Annotated in this window: 9 protein-coding genes; 2 read left to right on the forward strand and 7 right to left on the reverse strand. The window is 40.8% G+C overall.

Annotation, left to right across the window (positions count from 1 at the left end):
• Nucleotides 1–12: 12 nt before the first annotated feature.
• The 5 genes from I7804_RS18390 to I7804_RS18410 form a co-directional block, all read right to left on the reverse strand.
• A complete protein-coding gene (locus I7804_RS18390) occupies nucleotides 13–336 on the reverse strand; it encodes a hypothetical protein (RefSeq protein ID WP_110074381.1) in 324 nt (107 codons plus the stop codon).
• Between the two features lie 239 nt (nucleotides 337–575).
• The gene (locus tag I7804_RS18395) at nucleotides 576–2,354 is read right to left on the reverse strand and encodes an ABC transporter ATP-binding protein (RefSeq protein ID WP_248406055.1); all 1,779 of its coding nucleotides are present in this window, start codon (nucleotides 2,352–2,354) and stop codon (nucleotides 576–578) included.
• A gap of 29 nt (nucleotides 2,355–2,383) precedes the next feature.
• Nucleotides 2,384–4,120, reverse strand: a complete 1,737-nt coding sequence (locus I7804_RS18400; protein ID WP_110074383.1) for an ABC transporter ATP-binding protein — start codon at nucleotides 4,118–4,120, stop codon at nucleotides 2,384–2,386.
• 51 nt (nucleotides 4,121–4,171) lie between these two features.
• The gene (locus tag I7804_RS18405; protein WP_248406056.1) at nucleotides 4,172–5,323 is read right to left on the reverse strand and encodes a class I SAM-dependent methyltransferase; all 1,152 of its coding nucleotides are present in this window, start codon (nucleotides 5,321–5,323) and stop codon (nucleotides 4,172–4,174) included.
• 10 nt (nucleotides 5,324–5,333) lie between these two features.
• Nucleotides 5,334–5,999 carry a YoaK family protein gene (locus tag I7804_RS18410; protein ID WP_022755489.1) on the reverse strand — a complete coding sequence of 222 codons (666 nt, stop codon included), beginning with the start codon at nucleotides 5,997–5,999 and terminating at the stop codon, nucleotides 5,334–5,336.
• Between the two features lie 339 nt (nucleotides 6,000–6,338).
• On the opposite strand from I7804_RS18410, the gene I7804_RS18415 reads away from it, so the two are divergent.
• Together I7804_RS18415 and I7804_RS18420 are read left to right on the forward strand one after the other, a co-directional pair.
• On the forward strand, nucleotides 6,339–6,776 hold the full coding sequence (locus I7804_RS18415; RefSeq protein WP_022755490.1) for an Hsp20/alpha crystallin family protein: 438 nt from the start codon (nucleotides 6,339–6,341) through the stop codon (nucleotides 6,774–6,776).
• A gap of 164 nt (nucleotides 6,777–6,940) precedes the next feature.
• Entirely contained in the window at nucleotides 6,941–7,375 is a 435-nt protein-coding gene (locus I7804_RS18420; protein WP_248406057.1) for an Hsp20/alpha crystallin family protein, read from the forward strand.
• A 135-nt stretch (nucleotides 7,376–7,510) separates the two neighbouring features.
• On the opposite strand, the gene I7804_RS18425 is transcribed toward I7804_RS18420, so the two are convergent.
• Together I7804_RS18425 and I7804_RS18430 are read right to left on the reverse strand one after the other, a co-directional pair.
• Entirely contained in the window at nucleotides 7,511–7,750 is a 240-nt protein-coding gene (locus I7804_RS18425; RefSeq protein WP_092046534.1) for a hypothetical protein, read from the reverse strand.
• A gap of 447 nt (nucleotides 7,751–8,197) precedes the next feature.
• A complete protein-coding gene (locus tag I7804_RS18430; protein WP_248406058.1) occupies nucleotides 8,198–16,480 on the reverse strand; it encodes an Ig-like domain-containing protein in 8,283 nt (2,760 codons plus the stop codon).
• Between the last annotated feature and the right edge of the window lie 226 nt (nucleotides 16,481–16,706).

Raw genomic sequence — 16,706 nt, forward strand, 5'->3', positions numbered from 1 at the left:
ACATGATCTATATCACATATCTTTAATCTGCATGGCTATATTTTTTGCTTTCTCCGCATACTTATTTGAAAGTGCAAGGAGCTTGTCAGCATAATCTTTAAGATCATCGACCTTTGCTGCTACTTTTCTTTCTTCGAGAGCTTCTTTTCCCTTTTCAAGGGCTTTGGAAGAATACTCCTTAACCTTGGGCTGTATCTTGTCCCAATTAAGGCCTATGGCAAAACCTATAGCAAGGGAACATATTATTCCTATGCAAAGCCTTTTTCTGTTTCTACGGGCTATTTTCTTTTCTTCTTTTTTATCTATATTTTTTTCATCATCTATCTTTTTACTCATGAGCGCTCTCCTATTCTTATTATTTAGATTTGTTATAACAAGTTATAACTGATTCAATTATATCATGCCTTACATAATACATGCTATAATAGCGGGAGTGAAAAAGTAGACTATAGAATAATAATGATTCAAACTTCGCACTTGCCAAACTATCCGCATCGGCGCTGCCTCAAAGGGTGGCGTATGTTTGGCAAGTGCGAAGTTTCAGTTTTTTAAATCAATAAACTTGACAGCCATTTTCATTCAAACTGGCTTGAATACAGCTTATAATATGCACCTTTTCTTGCCATCAGATAGTCATGATTGCCCTGTTCAATGACATCTCCGTGCTCCATAACAAGAATATTGTCTGCGTTTCTGATGGTTGAGAGTCTGTGCGCTATTATAAAGCAGGTCTTTCCTGCCATCAAAGTTCTCATAGCAGCCTGAACCTTCCTCTCAGTTGCAGTGTCAACGTTACTTGTAGCTTCATCAAGAATGAGCATGCTGGTATCATAAAGCATGGCTCTTGCAATGGTAATAAGCTGCTTTTGACCCTTACTGATATTGCCACCGTCTTCACTGATCACCGTGTCGTATCCCTGAGGAAGCCTCATGATATAATTGTGGATATGAGCGGCCTTAGCAGCATTTATAACTTCCTCCATAGTGGCATTTTCCTTGCCATAAGCTATATTGTCAAAGATAGTTCCGTTAAATACCCATGTATCTTGAAGGACCATGGAATAATTCTTTCGAAGACTCTTCAACGTATAGGCCGCATTTTCTTTGCCATCAACATAAATAGCCCCTTTTTCCGGATCATAGAAACGCATCAAAAGATTGATTATAGTGGTCTTCCCGGCACCTGTGTGCCCCACTATAGCTACTGTTTCACCGGGATTTGCAAGCATACTAAAATCATGGATCACTGTCTTGTTCTTAAGATAGCCAAACTCAACGTCCTTTACTTCAACTTCTCCCTTTGCTGAAACGAGTGTGGCAGCATTTACTTTATCTTTTACCTCTTCAGTTTCATCGAGAAGTTGAAAAACACGCTCAGCTGCAGCAAGAGCGCTGAAGATCTCATTAACTATATTAGAAATCTCATTGATAGGCCCACTAAACTTTCTGCTATATAGAATAAAGCTGGAAATCTGGCCAAGGCCAACGATCCCATTCATGTAAAGAAGCGCTCCGCCAAGGCCTATTGCAGAAAGGCCTATATTGTTGATAAGTCCAACTGTTGGACCCATAGTCATACCAAGTCCATCCGCATCACGATAAGCCTCGGCGGCATTTCTGTTGATCTCTTCAAATCTGTCGCAGACATAATCCTCATGCGCATAAGCAAGAATCGTCTTCTGGCCTGTAAACATCTCTTCCGCAAAGCCGTTCATCTCACCATATGCAAGGCTTCGCACCCTGTATAAGGGCCTTGTCTTTTTGCTCATATATCTTGTAAAAAGAATCGAAGCCGGGATCGTAAATACCATGCATAAAACCAGCGGCGGTGATACAAAACACATCATAGTAAAGCTGCCCACAACTGTTACTACGCTGGTCAGGATCTGCACCACATCAGAAGATAAAGAGGTGCTGACAACATCAATATCATAGGAAACACGGCTTATGATATCTCCCGCAAGGTGCTTATCAAAATATCCAACAGGAAGCTCCATCAGCTTATTAAATACATCGCGCCTCATATTCCTTGCAACATATCTTCCGACATGCATCATTCCAATATTTACAAAAAAGCTAAGAAGATTGCTTCCGACATATACAAGCAGCATTAAAAGGCCATAGTGCACTACCAGCTGCATATCAACCATACCTTTACCAGCGCTGGCTGCAGTTATGGCTTTTCCTGCATAGTTTGGCCCTAGAAGATTTCCAATATTACTTAAAAAAGCACAGATTAGTAGTAATAACACTACCAATGCATATTCAAACATATATTTAAGCAGCCTTCTAAGGCTCTTTCTGGCATTCTTTGGTTTTTCTTTTTTACCGCCTCTATCCCCTGGTCCCGGCATTTTCATACTCCCAATTATAGTAGTTATTTTTATGTGGTCTGCATCTCATAGGTCTCTCTGTATACGCTGCAGCTTTCCATCAGCTCATTGTGACTTCCAAAGCCGATGCATCTGCCATTGTCCATGACCATTATCTTGTCCATACCCATTACGCTGCTGACTCTTTGAGCTATGAGGATCAGTGTACTTTCCTTGTGATTCTCCCTTATAGCTCTTCTCATAGCCGCATCTGTCTTATAATCAAGCGCGCTGGAGCTGTCATCAAGGATCAGTATCTGCGGCCTGCCTGCAAGGGCTCTTGCCACAAGAAGCCTTTGTTTCTGACCTCCGGATAAGTTCGCACCCTTGATATCAGCCTGATACTCAAGTCCCTTTTCAAGCTCAGAGATATAGTCATATGCCAGAGAATCCTTAACCGCACTTTCAATCTCTTCTCTGGAAATACCCCTGCCAAAGTCTATGTTATTATAAAGAGAGTCTTTGAACACCATGTCATTCTGGAAGACTACGCCAAAGAGCTGTCTTAACTCATCTTTGTCAAAAGAGCTGACTTTCCTTCCGTTTATCCTTATAACGCCCTCGTCCACATCGTAGAATCTCATTAAAAGATTTATGATCGTAGTCTTGCCACAGCCGGTAGGACCGATGATACCAAGGCTCTCACCCTTCTTTAAGCTAAAGCTTATGCCATCGATAGCCTTTTCTCTCTTACCACCGGCAAAAGCGCCTTTAGTCTTACTCTCTTTTCCATAAGAAAAGCTAACATTATCAAAGCTTATAAAATCAGATGAGTCTGCGTAATCCTCTTTTTCCTGCACCCACTCATCATCAGCACTTAAAACGCTGTCGATTCTGTCGGCACTGGCACTTGCCTTGGAAAGGCTCATGAATATTCGGTTAAGTCCCATGACACCCATAGTTATCATGTTGAAGTAGGTCAAAAAAGCCAGGATCACACCGGGCTGTATAAGTCCGTCGTCAACTCTTTTTGCGCCATATATAACAACCAGAGTAAGGCCGATATTAAGACACATCTGCATAAACGGTCCCGGAATCGCCATGACTGTTCCGGCTTTTACATCGCTTCTTGCCATCTCGATGTTGGCATCACTAAATCGCCTTTTTTCATAATCAGTCTTGCTAAGAGCCTTAACGACTCTGATCCCCGTGATATTCTCACGCATGATCCGAACGACGGTATCGAGCTTTTGCTGCACTTTGGTATACATAGGAATACCCTTTGATGAGACAATTAGTACGATTCCTATCAGGAAAGGCAGCATGATTATCAGGATCATGGCCAGATGAAAGTCCATAAAAAGAGTCATCACAACTCCGCCAAAGAGCATCATAGGTGCTCTTACGCAAAGGCTCTGAAGCTGCTGTACCGCGGACTGTACATTGTAGCTGTCAGATGTCATCCTGCTTATAAGGCTTGGAAGTGAGAACTCATCGAACTTATCTCCCGAGAGATTCGCTGTCTTTTTGAAAAGATCTCCTCTTACATCGTAGCTGACCTTATGGGCGTTATAAATTGCCTTTTTGTTGGCCATTACGTTGAACTGCCTGCAAAAAACTGAAGCAGCAAACATAAGCAGCCCCCAAAGAATCACCTGCCCAAGATTCTTTGAAGGTACTACTGTATCAATCATGTATTCCAAAATATATGGAAGCGTAAGCTCAGACATCGTTCCAATGAGCTTAATGAATATAGCAAGAAAAATTGCCCCTTTATACTTCCCCATGTATCTGAATATAAGCTTCATTCTAGTTTGCTCCTCCCCCAGTAATATGATCCCTTACCCTATCCCCACGGGTCATTTCATGAGCAGATTGTAGAGGGTTGGCGCAAAGCCAAACTCCTGAATCATGCTCTCAATCTCCTTCTTGGCAGATTCGATCTTGGATTTAGGCGTTGTAGGCCTTCTGACAGCTCTTATAAGAAGGTTTTTGGGAGTATTATCAAAGTCTACAAATTCAAGTATCTGGGTTTTATATCCCTGGCACTCTAATATATTGGCTCTTATTGCATCTGTTGCAAGGGCGCAGAACCTTTCTTTGATAATGCCGTATCTAGAGAGGATGTTAAGATCCTCAGTCTTTATCTGCTTATTAAGTTCGTGCTGGCAGCATGGAACAGAGAATATCATCTTGGCATTCCACATAACGGCATTGTATAAAGCAAAGTCTGTTGCTGTATCGCAGGCATGAAGAGTTATAACCATATCTACGTCAAATGGTGTCTTATACCCATTGATATCTCCAAGTTCGAAGTGAAGATTATCGTAGCCGTATTTCTTAGCAGCTTCGTTACAGTTTTTGATAACGCTTTCTTTAAGGTCAAGACCTATCATGTTAACTTCTATATTCTTTATCTTGGTAAGATAATAATAGACTACGAATGTAAGATATGACTTGCCGCAGCCAAAATCTATAACATTGAGCTTAGTGATATTGCCTTGGGATATCTCATCATCAAGGATCTCAATGAACCTGTTGATCTGTTTATATTTGTCATACTTGGACTTAACAACGCTTCCATCGGAAGTAAATACACCCATATCAACAAGCGGAGGTATCTTCATACCTTCTTCAAGGATATAATTCTTCTTGCCTTCAAGAGCTTTCTTATTAAGGACAACCTTATCATCAGCTTTCTTCTTAACTTTATAGGTAGCCTTACCCTTCTTGGATATAAGGATTATATGCTCTTCAGAATCAGACATTCCGTTGATCTGCTTGAAAAGCCCCTCTGTAAGCTCATAACATCTGGATGCGATATCTTTTTTACTAAGGTTCTCATGGAACACCTGAGTCTTAGTGTACTTGGATATCTGGTATTTGGCACCAGACTTGATCTCTACAACAAGCTTTTTGAACTCGTTGGTACCACGTGTCGGATTACTGATGATCATCTTCTTAACATCAGCATCTACCATCATTTTAATATATTGTTCTAATTCATTCATAATCTAAACCTCAGTTCTTATTGCTATCTTTAAACATAAGTGCAAAAGCAATAACCAGCATTCCTGATGCAACTAGTATAGCTTTTTCATTATATATATCGCAGAAATATTTGCCGACAATAGCTCCTATGACAAAAAATAATATGCATCCATAATATGTCATCGACTTAGTAAGCATATTTCTGTCTTTGTGTATTATATACTGGCATAGGCTTTGGGTTCCGCTTCTAAGATTGCCTGTACACATAGTCGTAGCCATTGCATATCCATGGAACTTGGCAAAGGTTGCAACCTGAGTTCCGCAGGTAAAAGAGATAAGTGAATTGACCATAAGATTCATGCTCTGAGGCATGAACGCGCAGATAACAAGTGCTATTATTTCCAGTAGTAGAGATATCTGCCTCCAATGGAACAATCCCTCTTCGTTATTCTTAAGTCTTATTATCTCTGATATTACTACTCCTATTGCAAAAGCTGTTATAGGTACAAGATAGTGCAGCGCTTTGGATATATTAAGTCCGGCCATATTAATAGCCATAAGTACTATATTGCCTGTCTCTGCATTAGCAAATACCCCGCCCCTGCATATATATGAATATGTATCCATGAATCCGCCTGCAATCGCCAGAACCACTGCAAGAGCAAAGGATTCAGACATCTGTTTATGCTCTTTCATGTTTATCTTGCCTTTCTGATATCCTTAAATAATGTGAAAAATGTAACTCTGTAAAAAATCCCAAGTTCCCCTGTCAGATAGTTCTTTACAGCCGTGTGGTATAACTGCGAATATCTTAAGATTTTTATCAAAGTGTATTATACTCCAACTTTAATTCATATGGCACACCAATTATAAACTGTTATATCCCGAATAGAACATAAATTCTTTATAATTATATAATTCCTATTTAATTGGATCTCTGTTCTATCTGTGCTATAACATAGTCACAAGGAAATGATAGTTCTTTTCCTTAAGAAAAAACAAATAATGATTTATCACAGTAAGGAGATGAATATTATGATAAGAACAAGAAGAAATCCAAATTATAACGGAAGGTATTATAACGATGCGTTCGATTTTATGGACGACATGCTCGGAAATTTCTGGGGAACAGGACTTGAATCCACCAGCAACATGAGAACAGATGTCATAGAAGAAGCTGATGATTACAAGCTGATCACTGATCTTCCGGGATTTACTAAGAGCGATATCGGCATCTCTTTAAAGGAAGACATCCTGACAATAACAGCAAGCCACAAGGATGCTGATAACAAGGATGCTGAACCTAAGTACATCAGAAGAGAGAGAGTTCAAAGCTCCTACGAAAGATCCTTCAGAGTAGAGAATGTTACAGCAGAAGATATCAGCGCTTCTTATGAAAACGGTGTACTTACTGTAACAATCCCTAAGAAGCAGCCTGTAGAGCCTGAAACCAAGAAGATTGCTATTTCCTGATAATAAGTTTTAAGAAATGCTACATTATGTATTCTCTCTTTGAAGTTATTACCTTAACTTTAGATGATAACAATAATTCATACGAGCAGTTTTACGCCCGGGATTTATATGACAGCTATATAACTGCCATTTATTGAAAGGAAGTGTTTATTATGTTGATGCCTATGTTATGGAGAAATGATCTTGATGATATTATGGATCCCTTTGATATGTGGGACCGCGAAGCTGATAGCTTCTTTGGCAACGACCTGATGCATTTCGATACTATGAAGACCGATGTTATCGAGGAAGACAATGATTACAAACTTAAGGCCGATCTCCCTGGATTTAACAAAGAAGATATCGGTATCGACCTTAAAGACGGCGTACTTACTATACAGGCTTCTCACAAGGAAAATAATGACGAAAAAGATTCAAAAGGTAAATATGTAAGAAAAGAGCGTCGTGAGATGTCCTATCACAGAAGCTTTACAGTAGGTGATGACATGAAGCCTGAAGATATAAATGCCGCATATGAAAACGGCGTCCTCACAGTAACCCTGCCAAAGAAACAGCTGGAGCAGAAAAACGAAGATGTAAAAAGGATTGAAATAAAGTAAATTGAAATAAAGTAAATTGATCTACTGCCCCCGCTTTTGAGGGCAGAAAGAATCCCCCGACTTAGCCCACAGATGTCTTTCTGGGAAGCAGAGTCGGGGGATTTTTATAGCCTTCTTTTTTATAATATTTACAATTTAAGCTGTAACAGCTTTAAAGATGCATCCAAATGCAACAGCAAGAAGTACGAATGGGATTATAAGGAAAGCGCCGATGCCTACGATGAATCCGATCAGGATAACCGGGAATGCAATAACTGCAATTAAAACACCGATCATTTTCAGAAGGCCCCACGTTGCTTTTAATGCAAGTGATATAAAGCCTCCAACCATACTAAGAATGAATAATACAAATAGAATAATTGATATTGAAAACATAATATGCTCCTTTCTATCATAAGCTGATTTTTACAGATGTTAACCGCTACCGGCTATTGCCGACCGGAAAAAGCTTCCTTTTATGAGTATCATAATAGCTCAAATGCATATGATAATACATAGCATTATCTGCAAATTAACCCTTTATAATTTGCTCATAGTGCAGTTTTGCAACAAAGCACATTATAACACGAATCCAGTGTATATACACGCTTATATATGACCATCCTGCAGTAAGAAATGTTCAAAGTAAAGAGTAGCTTGCCAATAAATAGTCTTGTCGTATCAGTTTATTCTTTTCTTAGATTCTTTATTTTAATCACAGCATAAAAAAAGCAAGGCCGGCAGGTCAATCCTACACTTGGATCTACCTGCCGGCTTGCATATTAGCTTAACTATTATGAAAAAGAAAAATGTAACAGCCTAATACTATCGTCTAACTATCAGTTATCTGATAAAAGAAAGGATCTTAAGAAAGAAGCCGGATTTGATACCTGCAAAGATAAGTCCTGCAAGGATTACAAATACTGATGCTACAGCAGCTGCAGTAGCTACCGGGTTATGATGTGGTGTATCTGCCTGCGCTGTATCTGACTCTTCGATTGTAGTACTCTCTCCCTGCTCAGTAGTAGTCTGGCCTTCGCCTTCTGTTTCTAAGGACTGGGTGTTATCAGACTGATCTGATTCAACGTTTTCTTCTGTACTTTCTGCAATATCTGTATCCTGAGTAACTTCTGCAACAAGCCCCTGTGTATCATCACCACCATTATCTGATGAACCGGTTGCATTGCCTGCGTTACCTGTAGATGTACCTGAAGATGTTCCACTAGGCTGTGGTCTTGTAGCACCAGCTACTTGACCGGGAGTATTGTCTGCATCTGCAACCAGTGTTCCATCCTGAGTAGTCGTGCCGCTTCCTGATGATGTTCCAGATCCTGTAGTAGTACTATTATCTGAAGTATTACCGGAAGCTGTTGTTGAGCTTGTACTGCCTGTTGAAGAACTTGAGCTTCCTGTTGATGAGCTTGATCCTCCTGTAGTGCCTGTTCCGGATCCTGTGCTACTTGAAGTATTGCCTGTTCCGGAACTCTGTGTTGATCCTGAAGAACTATTACTTTCTGTATTTGTATTATCAGTATTAGTATTTCCAGAATCTTTGTTATCTGTATTTGTGTTATCGGTGTTACCTGTTTCCTGATTATCTGTTTCTTTATTGTCAGTTTCCTTGTTGTCATCTGTAGGATCATCGCCAGGTGTATTGTAGTTTGAACCCACTTTTCTTATAACAATACCATCAACTCTAGATGTAGCGCCTGCTGCAAACTCTATAGTAAGCTGACCATCAGTTACACTTACTGTATAAGTTCCTATACTATAAGTAGATGCTGCATTAGATACAGTTACTGCAGTACCCTCTATAGTAGCCTTAACAGTTGATTTGTAATATGAACCTGAGACAACATCAACTTCATAACTGCCGTTTTCTACATCAACAACAAATGTCTGACCATCAGGAATTATGAAATCAGTATATACATTCTTGGGGATCACGCCCTGAGTATATTCATAGCTTTCTGACCTTCCCTGACATGTGGCTGTTCCATCTGTAAAGCCGTAGCCTTTTTCCTTGGAATATGTAAGTCCAAGGCTGTCAAGCGTTTTGCTGCCGCCTTTAGGATTGGCTGTCAGTGTAGTCCAGCCATCAGCGCCTGTTCCTGAAGATATACCAAAATCAAAGCTGTAAAGAGCTTCATATCTTACTACAAGGTTAAGAGTGAATGTCACATCTGTGCCATTAATAGTACCAGGAACTTTATAGGTTGCAGATGTGTTCATATCTACCTTGGAAGTATCATATGATGCCTGTGCCTGTTTAACTGCTCCGCTATAATAGGTCGCTGCAACTGTATCCGGAAGATAGTCTTCTACTTTGCTGCCATATACAGCTTCTACATAGACATCACCTGCAGATACGATGTAGTCGTCTACTACGATAACTTTTACTGTTACACAGTCCTCATCGCCTTCTACAGATCCTTTAAGGGTGTACTCTCCTACTTTGTTAAGGTCAAGTGAGGATGTGTCCCAGGTTACGTTTACGCTGTCAGATGTTCCGTCAAGGAATGTTGCCTCTACAGTCTCAGGCAGTGTTACGCTGCCTCCGACTATAACAGTGATATCGTCAAGCTTTGCATAACCTGTTGCTCCGTTTTCAATTACGTTAACTGTAATCTCTACAGTCTTTGAACAACCCTTAAGTGTTACATCAGCCTTGTAACTTCCAACAGCGCTCATATCAATCTTGGATACGTCTATACTCTTTACTGCAAGATTTGATACGTTGCCGTTTTGATCCTTAACTGCATAAGTTTCTTTTAATGAGATGATATAAGCTTCAAGAGCATCATCGTCATCAAATTTCATGGAACCTGGTATATCAAAAGAAACATCTGTATCAATTACAGTAGATACATCAATACCGCTTGTGATAGTGAGTGCCTTGGAATTATAGGAATCCTTACCATCTACAATTGCTGCTATCTTGTATGAATAGCTGTGACCTGCTTCTACATCCTTATCAGTATATACGTATCTTCCTGTTGTATCAGCATCGTCCTTGTTTGTAGCATCATCCTTAGTACTTGAAGCTTTGCTTTCAGACAGATAGTTGTCATAATCTACGTCTTTGATCTCGATTCCTGTAAAATACATGGAACCATATCCGCTCTTACTGGTCTTTACTACGATATTAAGAGTTCCGTCTGATACTGTAACTGTAGCTGTTATCTTATCAATAGTTATATCACTCTTGCCATGACGGAAATTATTAATAGTAGATACTGTCTCTCCTTCGCAGGATATAGCCTGATAGTAAGCTCCTGATCCGTTTGCTACTATAAATGTTACTTCATAGGTTCCGTTTGGAAGATCTGCATCAAACTCTGCACTTCCATCTGTCTCAAAACCAAATACGGAGTCATACAGAAGATCTGCGTTGTCTTCATCAGTCCATGATCTGTAAGTTTTATTTGATAAAATATTCTTCTTAATAGTGTCACTACTAAAGCCGTATCCTGTATCTGAGCTATAAGCAGTATCTGCAAGTACCTGTGTATAGCCATCTTCGACTCTTCCGTTACCAAAGTCAAACTTAAGATATACAGGCTCTGATTCAGAAGAACCTGATCCGGATGATGATCCACCTTCAGAAGCTTTGACCATATCATCTGTATCAATTTCACCTATCTTAGTATAGTCACCTACTGTCTCATTGCCATTAGAATCTACTGTTACATCAGCTCTGTATACGCTATATCCCTCTACATCGTGACCATATACTGATCCATCACATGCCTTGGTATAAAGAACATCAATACTATTTGAGCTTACATCGCCTTCTGAAAGTTTCGATGTTACAAGGCCTTCTGATATCAGATAGCTTGTATGTGCAGGCTGATTGTATCCAACATTCTGCCATGCAATAGCTTCTCTGTACTGAAGATCTGTAAGTGAACATGGGATCACATAATCTGTAGTAATTGTTGTAGAGTAGATTCTGATCTTTGATGCATCATCAGAACATCTTGCTACTATCTCATCTCTCCAGTCACCAAGGATATCGCCTACAAGTCCTAAATTACCTTTAGTTCCATTAGAGGTTAATACTTCTGAAGATTCAAAAAGTGTGTAGGATATACCATTTTCATAGTCCCACTTCTCAATTGTTGTTGTAAGAGGCACATATGCTGCTGAGTTAAAGGTATGATCCTGCATCTCTGCAAGGAGATCACCATCCCAGTACAGTGAGAAGTTAACAGCTGGTGTGCTTCCTTCTGTAAGTATTATAAGGTTTGATCCATCTGTATCTGATGAATTAAATACACCGGACTGGCCAGAATATACACTTGCATTTCTTGAATTCCAAGACGGCTCATCATTGGATGAATAGCTTGGATCTGCTATTGACCAGTACTCAGCGCCTTCTGCTGTAGGATCGATATCAGAAGCCATGCCTCGTCCTGTATCCTTACCTGTGTAGTATCCTGTAAGGATCTCACCAGTCTGAGCATCATGGATCTCAACATGATATGTTGCATTATCATGTTCATGAACATCCATTACCTCAAGTCCGTCGTTGGATGATACAAAATCACTTACATGCTCTGCATCACCATGTCCAAGTCCTGTAGAATACAGAACACTTCCATCATTATCAAGTGTAAGTGAGCCGTATATTATCTCATCTTTGTCATCATTATCTACATCAGCAACTATTACTGCGTGGTTGCCCTGGCCTTCATACTGTGAACCTGCATCGTTGGTATCGAATGTCCAGTAAGTACCGATAGACTGAGTACCGTCATCTGCTGTAGAAAGATAATATGCTGTAAGACAAGTTCTTGTATAATAGCCTCTGCAGAATACTGCAAAAGGTGTTGTTCCATTAAGATAAGCTGTACATGATAAGAATCTGTCTACTCTGTTGCCGTAGCCATCACCCCAAGCAGATACAGAGCCTCTTTCAGGAGTGTACTTAACAGTATCTATTATGGTTCCATCTTCACCGTTGAACATTGTAAAGTACTCAGGTCCGTCGAGAACATATCCTGATGTGTTACGATAATCATTTTTGGTAGAAATAGTTGCTGTATCAAGATCAGCCATGGAGCATGCTCCGACATAACCTGTCTCTTGAAGGTCAGCGTCGTATGTTGTAGTTCCGTCAGCTGTCTTTACTGCGATCTCTGCACATCCATCCGCATCAAAATCCCATACCTGGAACTGTGTATAGTGAGCACCTGAACGGATGTTAATACCCATGTCGATCCTCCACATAAGGCTGCAGACGCCTGTTGCGAAGTTAACATCATAGGCATCAAGGAAAGTTGTTCCGGTATAGCCTGATCCTGAGTTATCCTTGGCATTGCTTGGATACCACTTAACTATAAGCTCAAGCTCTCCGTCGCCGTCAAGGTCACCCACAGACATATCATTGGCTGTATATGTACATGTAGATCCATCAGGCATAGTCTGATCAGAGGGCTTTACCAGCTGAAGCTCAAGATACTGATTGTCCCAGACATTGGTTCCGATCGTTTTAAGACCAAGTGATGAGTCGTTGGATCCTACAACTCTGTATACATCAGAAGATGATCCGCCTTCATCGATACAGTTCGTAACACTTATATTAGTAGCGATCCTAACGTCATTACGATATACGGTAAAGGTTGTTGTAAGATTTTTGCCGCTAAAATCACCCTTGTAAGCTCTCCAGCTAAGATATACACCGCTCTTTATTTCTTTTCCCTCAGAATCAGTTGCAGTCACATAGGTGGATGCTCCTGAACTTCCGGACAGGCTTATAGCTACGAGCTGTCTGCTGGAGTATGTCTCAAGACCGCCTGCTACAAGTGTTCCAACTACAGGTGTGATGCATACCTCAGAAAGCTCACCTATACCACCTGCATTCATTGCAGCTACCTTGTAATAGTAGTGAATGTTAGTTGCAACATCATCTTTGTCTGTATAAGTTGTCTTAGTTGTAGTACCTACTTTGGTGAATTCTTTAAAGCCCTTGTCGCTTTCGGCCTTATCACTTCTGTAGATCACATACTTGATAACCTTGTCAGAGGTGTCATTGGCATCCCATGAAAGAGATATATAGTTCTGAAGCTCTGATGCGTCTTCCTTAGGGCTTGTGCATTCTACATTTTTGACTGCGCCAGGTACTGCTACTGATGGATCGATCATCTCCTGTGTTACGATGTTACTTGCAGGAGACTCTACTCCGTCTGCTGTAGTACATGTCATATAGTAAGAATATGTCTCGCCAAGGTCAGCAACCATAGCTCTGCAGTCAAGATCTTTTTCTACAAGCTCATCTGCTGTATAGGTCTTAGCAACACTATAATCTGTATCAGAACTCGTCTTTTGGTATACTGTATAGCTCTTTGCCTCTTCTACAGTATTGAATGCAAACAGGAAAGAAGCTGTAGTATCTGTAAAGGAAAGCTCTGTAATAGTAAGGTTACCGGGAGCAGTAAGAAGGCTTGTGATAGTAAGACCATTGATGTAATTGTTGGTTCCGCCTACTACTATGTTAAGCTGTCCGTCTGTTACGTTAACAGTTGCCGTACATGAGCCAAGAGACTGCTTGCAGGCAATGGATCCTATAGATACGCCTTCTGCAGTATACGCACACTTGATAGTGCTGGTACCTGGTAACAGGTCACCTGCATAGATAGTAACTTCGTAGCTTCCATTAGGAATATCTACTGCAAACTCACCTGCTCCAAGGCAGAAATCGTCTGCCATATCAGATGAGTCAGCCTTGCCGTTGCCGCTTCTATAACGGCCGTTGCCAGGTGCTTTGATCCAGCCGTATCCTACTGAGGAGCTATAGCTCTGGCTCTGTGTTACGCCGTTCCATCCCTCCATTGTAGGGGATGAATTGTAATTAAAGTCGAATCTGTATCCGGCATTCTTGGTTGTAACTTCTATATAATCTGATACCTCGCCAAGGCCGTAGCTGTTATAAGCTGCAACCGCGTATACATAGGTAACTCCTGCGCCGCAGTTAGAGTCTGTATAAGTACGCTTTGAGGATACAGAATATTTCTCAGCCTTGGTAAAATCAATATCTTCTGCCTTCTGGCCATCTTCAAGAACAGCTCTGTAGATATAGTAAAGCTCTGCGCCTTCTGCGCTGTCCCATGAAAGAGATACGCTTGTAGAACCTTTACTTGTTATCTCAAGTCCTGTAACCTTGGAAGGAGCATCTGTTGCAGCTGATATCTCAACAAGTGATGCAAGAGCGTCAAGCTGATCATTGCAGGTTCCTACAAGCTTATACTCATTGTCTGTATTATCTGCATAGTCAACGATACCCTGCGCAACTGCCTGCGAGAACTTGAATGCGCCATACCACTGAAGGTGAGTAGCATCTGAAGATCCGCCTGTATATGCGCCTTCTGAATAGTCACCAGCTTCTACACCTGTCAGGAAAAGAGCTTTGGCACCTTCTGCACCAAGGCTTTCGCAGATATCACCTGAACGACTTGTAAGGTCAATGATCGGAATATCATATTCTCCTGCAAGTGATATCATAACCTGACGATATGCTTCAAAGTCTGATTTCCATGTAAGTCTGCCATTAGAATCATAAGTATAGCTGTATCTTGAAACAGGTGTTACAAGGATAGGTGTTGCACCTCTTTGATAAGCACCTCTTACATACATCATGATCCATTTGGAAAAATCTGATGTTGACACATATCTGTTAGGGCGGGACGATGTTGCATCATTGTGACCCCACTGTATGAAGAGATAGTCTCCTGCGCCGATATCTTCAAGGATATCTTCAAGTTTACCTTCTTCAACATAAGATTTACTGGAACGTCCGCCTATAGAGCGGTTCTCTATTGTAGCATTTTCTGCTTCATATACCTGTGACTGGGAAAAAGAGGCATTTACTGCTTCTCTTTCTTCTACAAGATCACCAAACCAGTTGCTAAAAGTCTGTCCCCATCCTGTCTGAGGATAGTAATATGCATCATAGGTCTGAACTGTAGAATCCGATGCCACATATAATGTAGGCTTGGAAGATGCATAATCTGTTGAAAGTCTTGTGATAACGACTTCCTTGATATATACGGATGAAGTAGCTGCATCTGATATAGATGTTGCAGATCCTGATGCAAGGAACTTCATATTAAGGGTTCCGTCTATAAGACTCACTTCATAAGATGCAGTTGCCTCACCGCCTGCGGATATATTAATACCGCTTACCTGTCCGATATCCTCTGCTTCAAGATAAGCAGAATATGAAGATTCAGTCGGGTTAGCAAAAGTAACTTCAACCTTGTAATCAGCATTATAAAGGTCTACGTCCAGTGTAGAAGTGTTCTCATAAGTATAGACACCATAACCTGAGCTTTCAGTTTCAGTCCATACCTTGGACCTGATCTCAAGGTAGTTCTCAGAGTCACTTACATAGGAAGCACTTCCTGTAGAGACATTGGCCTTTCTTTCGTAATATACGCCGCCTGACCAGCCCGTAGGGTCGGTATTATAGTCTACATCGCTAAAACCATATCCCTTGTCGCTACTATATGTATCTTCGGAAGAGATATTGCCATCTGTTCCAAATACAAAGTCTGCAACCTGAGTATCGCTTGTAAAGTTCTCATATCCGTCATCACCCTGATCAGACATAGGTGAAGTGGTCCTGCTTGCACCCAAGACGGTGCTTTTAGTCTTAGTTTTATCTTTGGTCTCATCATCCGATGCACCAGTTGAAGCACTCGATGCTGCATCAGAAGAGTCTCCTGTTGACGCACTTGATGATGCATCTGCACCATCTTCTGAATCTTCAGCTGTTGCTGCATCAGAAGTCTCCTTAGAAGATGAATCAGAACTTCCCTGAGCCGGATCATCCTCTGCTGATGATGCTGTTGCTGCATTATCAGAGCCTTCAGATCCTGTACTATCTTCTGCACCAGACCCTGTCCCTGATGAGTTATCTGTAGAACCCTGAGAGCTACTATTCTGCTCATCAGAAGATGAAGATCCTGATGAGCTACCAGCCTCTGCGTTTAGATCATCTCCCGGATCTGATAGCTGCTCAGCATATGAAACAGTTGATATGCCTGATAAAACTGCAGGCTCAAGCACGACCAGCGACATTATGATAGCTAGAACGCGCTTCGTTCCCCATTTTTTGTTAAACATGCTTGCTCCTTCCCTTTTTTGATATAGTTTGTAGATGTTTTGTATACATTTGATATATGTTTCCCCTTATACAAAACTGCTGTTAATTGTAATTTTATATGGGATGAGCGGCATGTTTCCATGCAGACAGGTTCAAAGACTTTGCAATATCGACCTTTTTAAAAAATGCTAAATTATTTTGCATAGAACAAAGGAGCATATCTTTACATGGCGGTCTACAATATTT

It is taken from the genome of Butyrivibrio fibrisolvens, assembly GCF_023206215.1.
Lineage (GTDB): Bacteria > Bacillota > Clostridia > Lachnospirales > Lachnospiraceae > Butyrivibrio > Butyrivibrio fibrisolvens_C.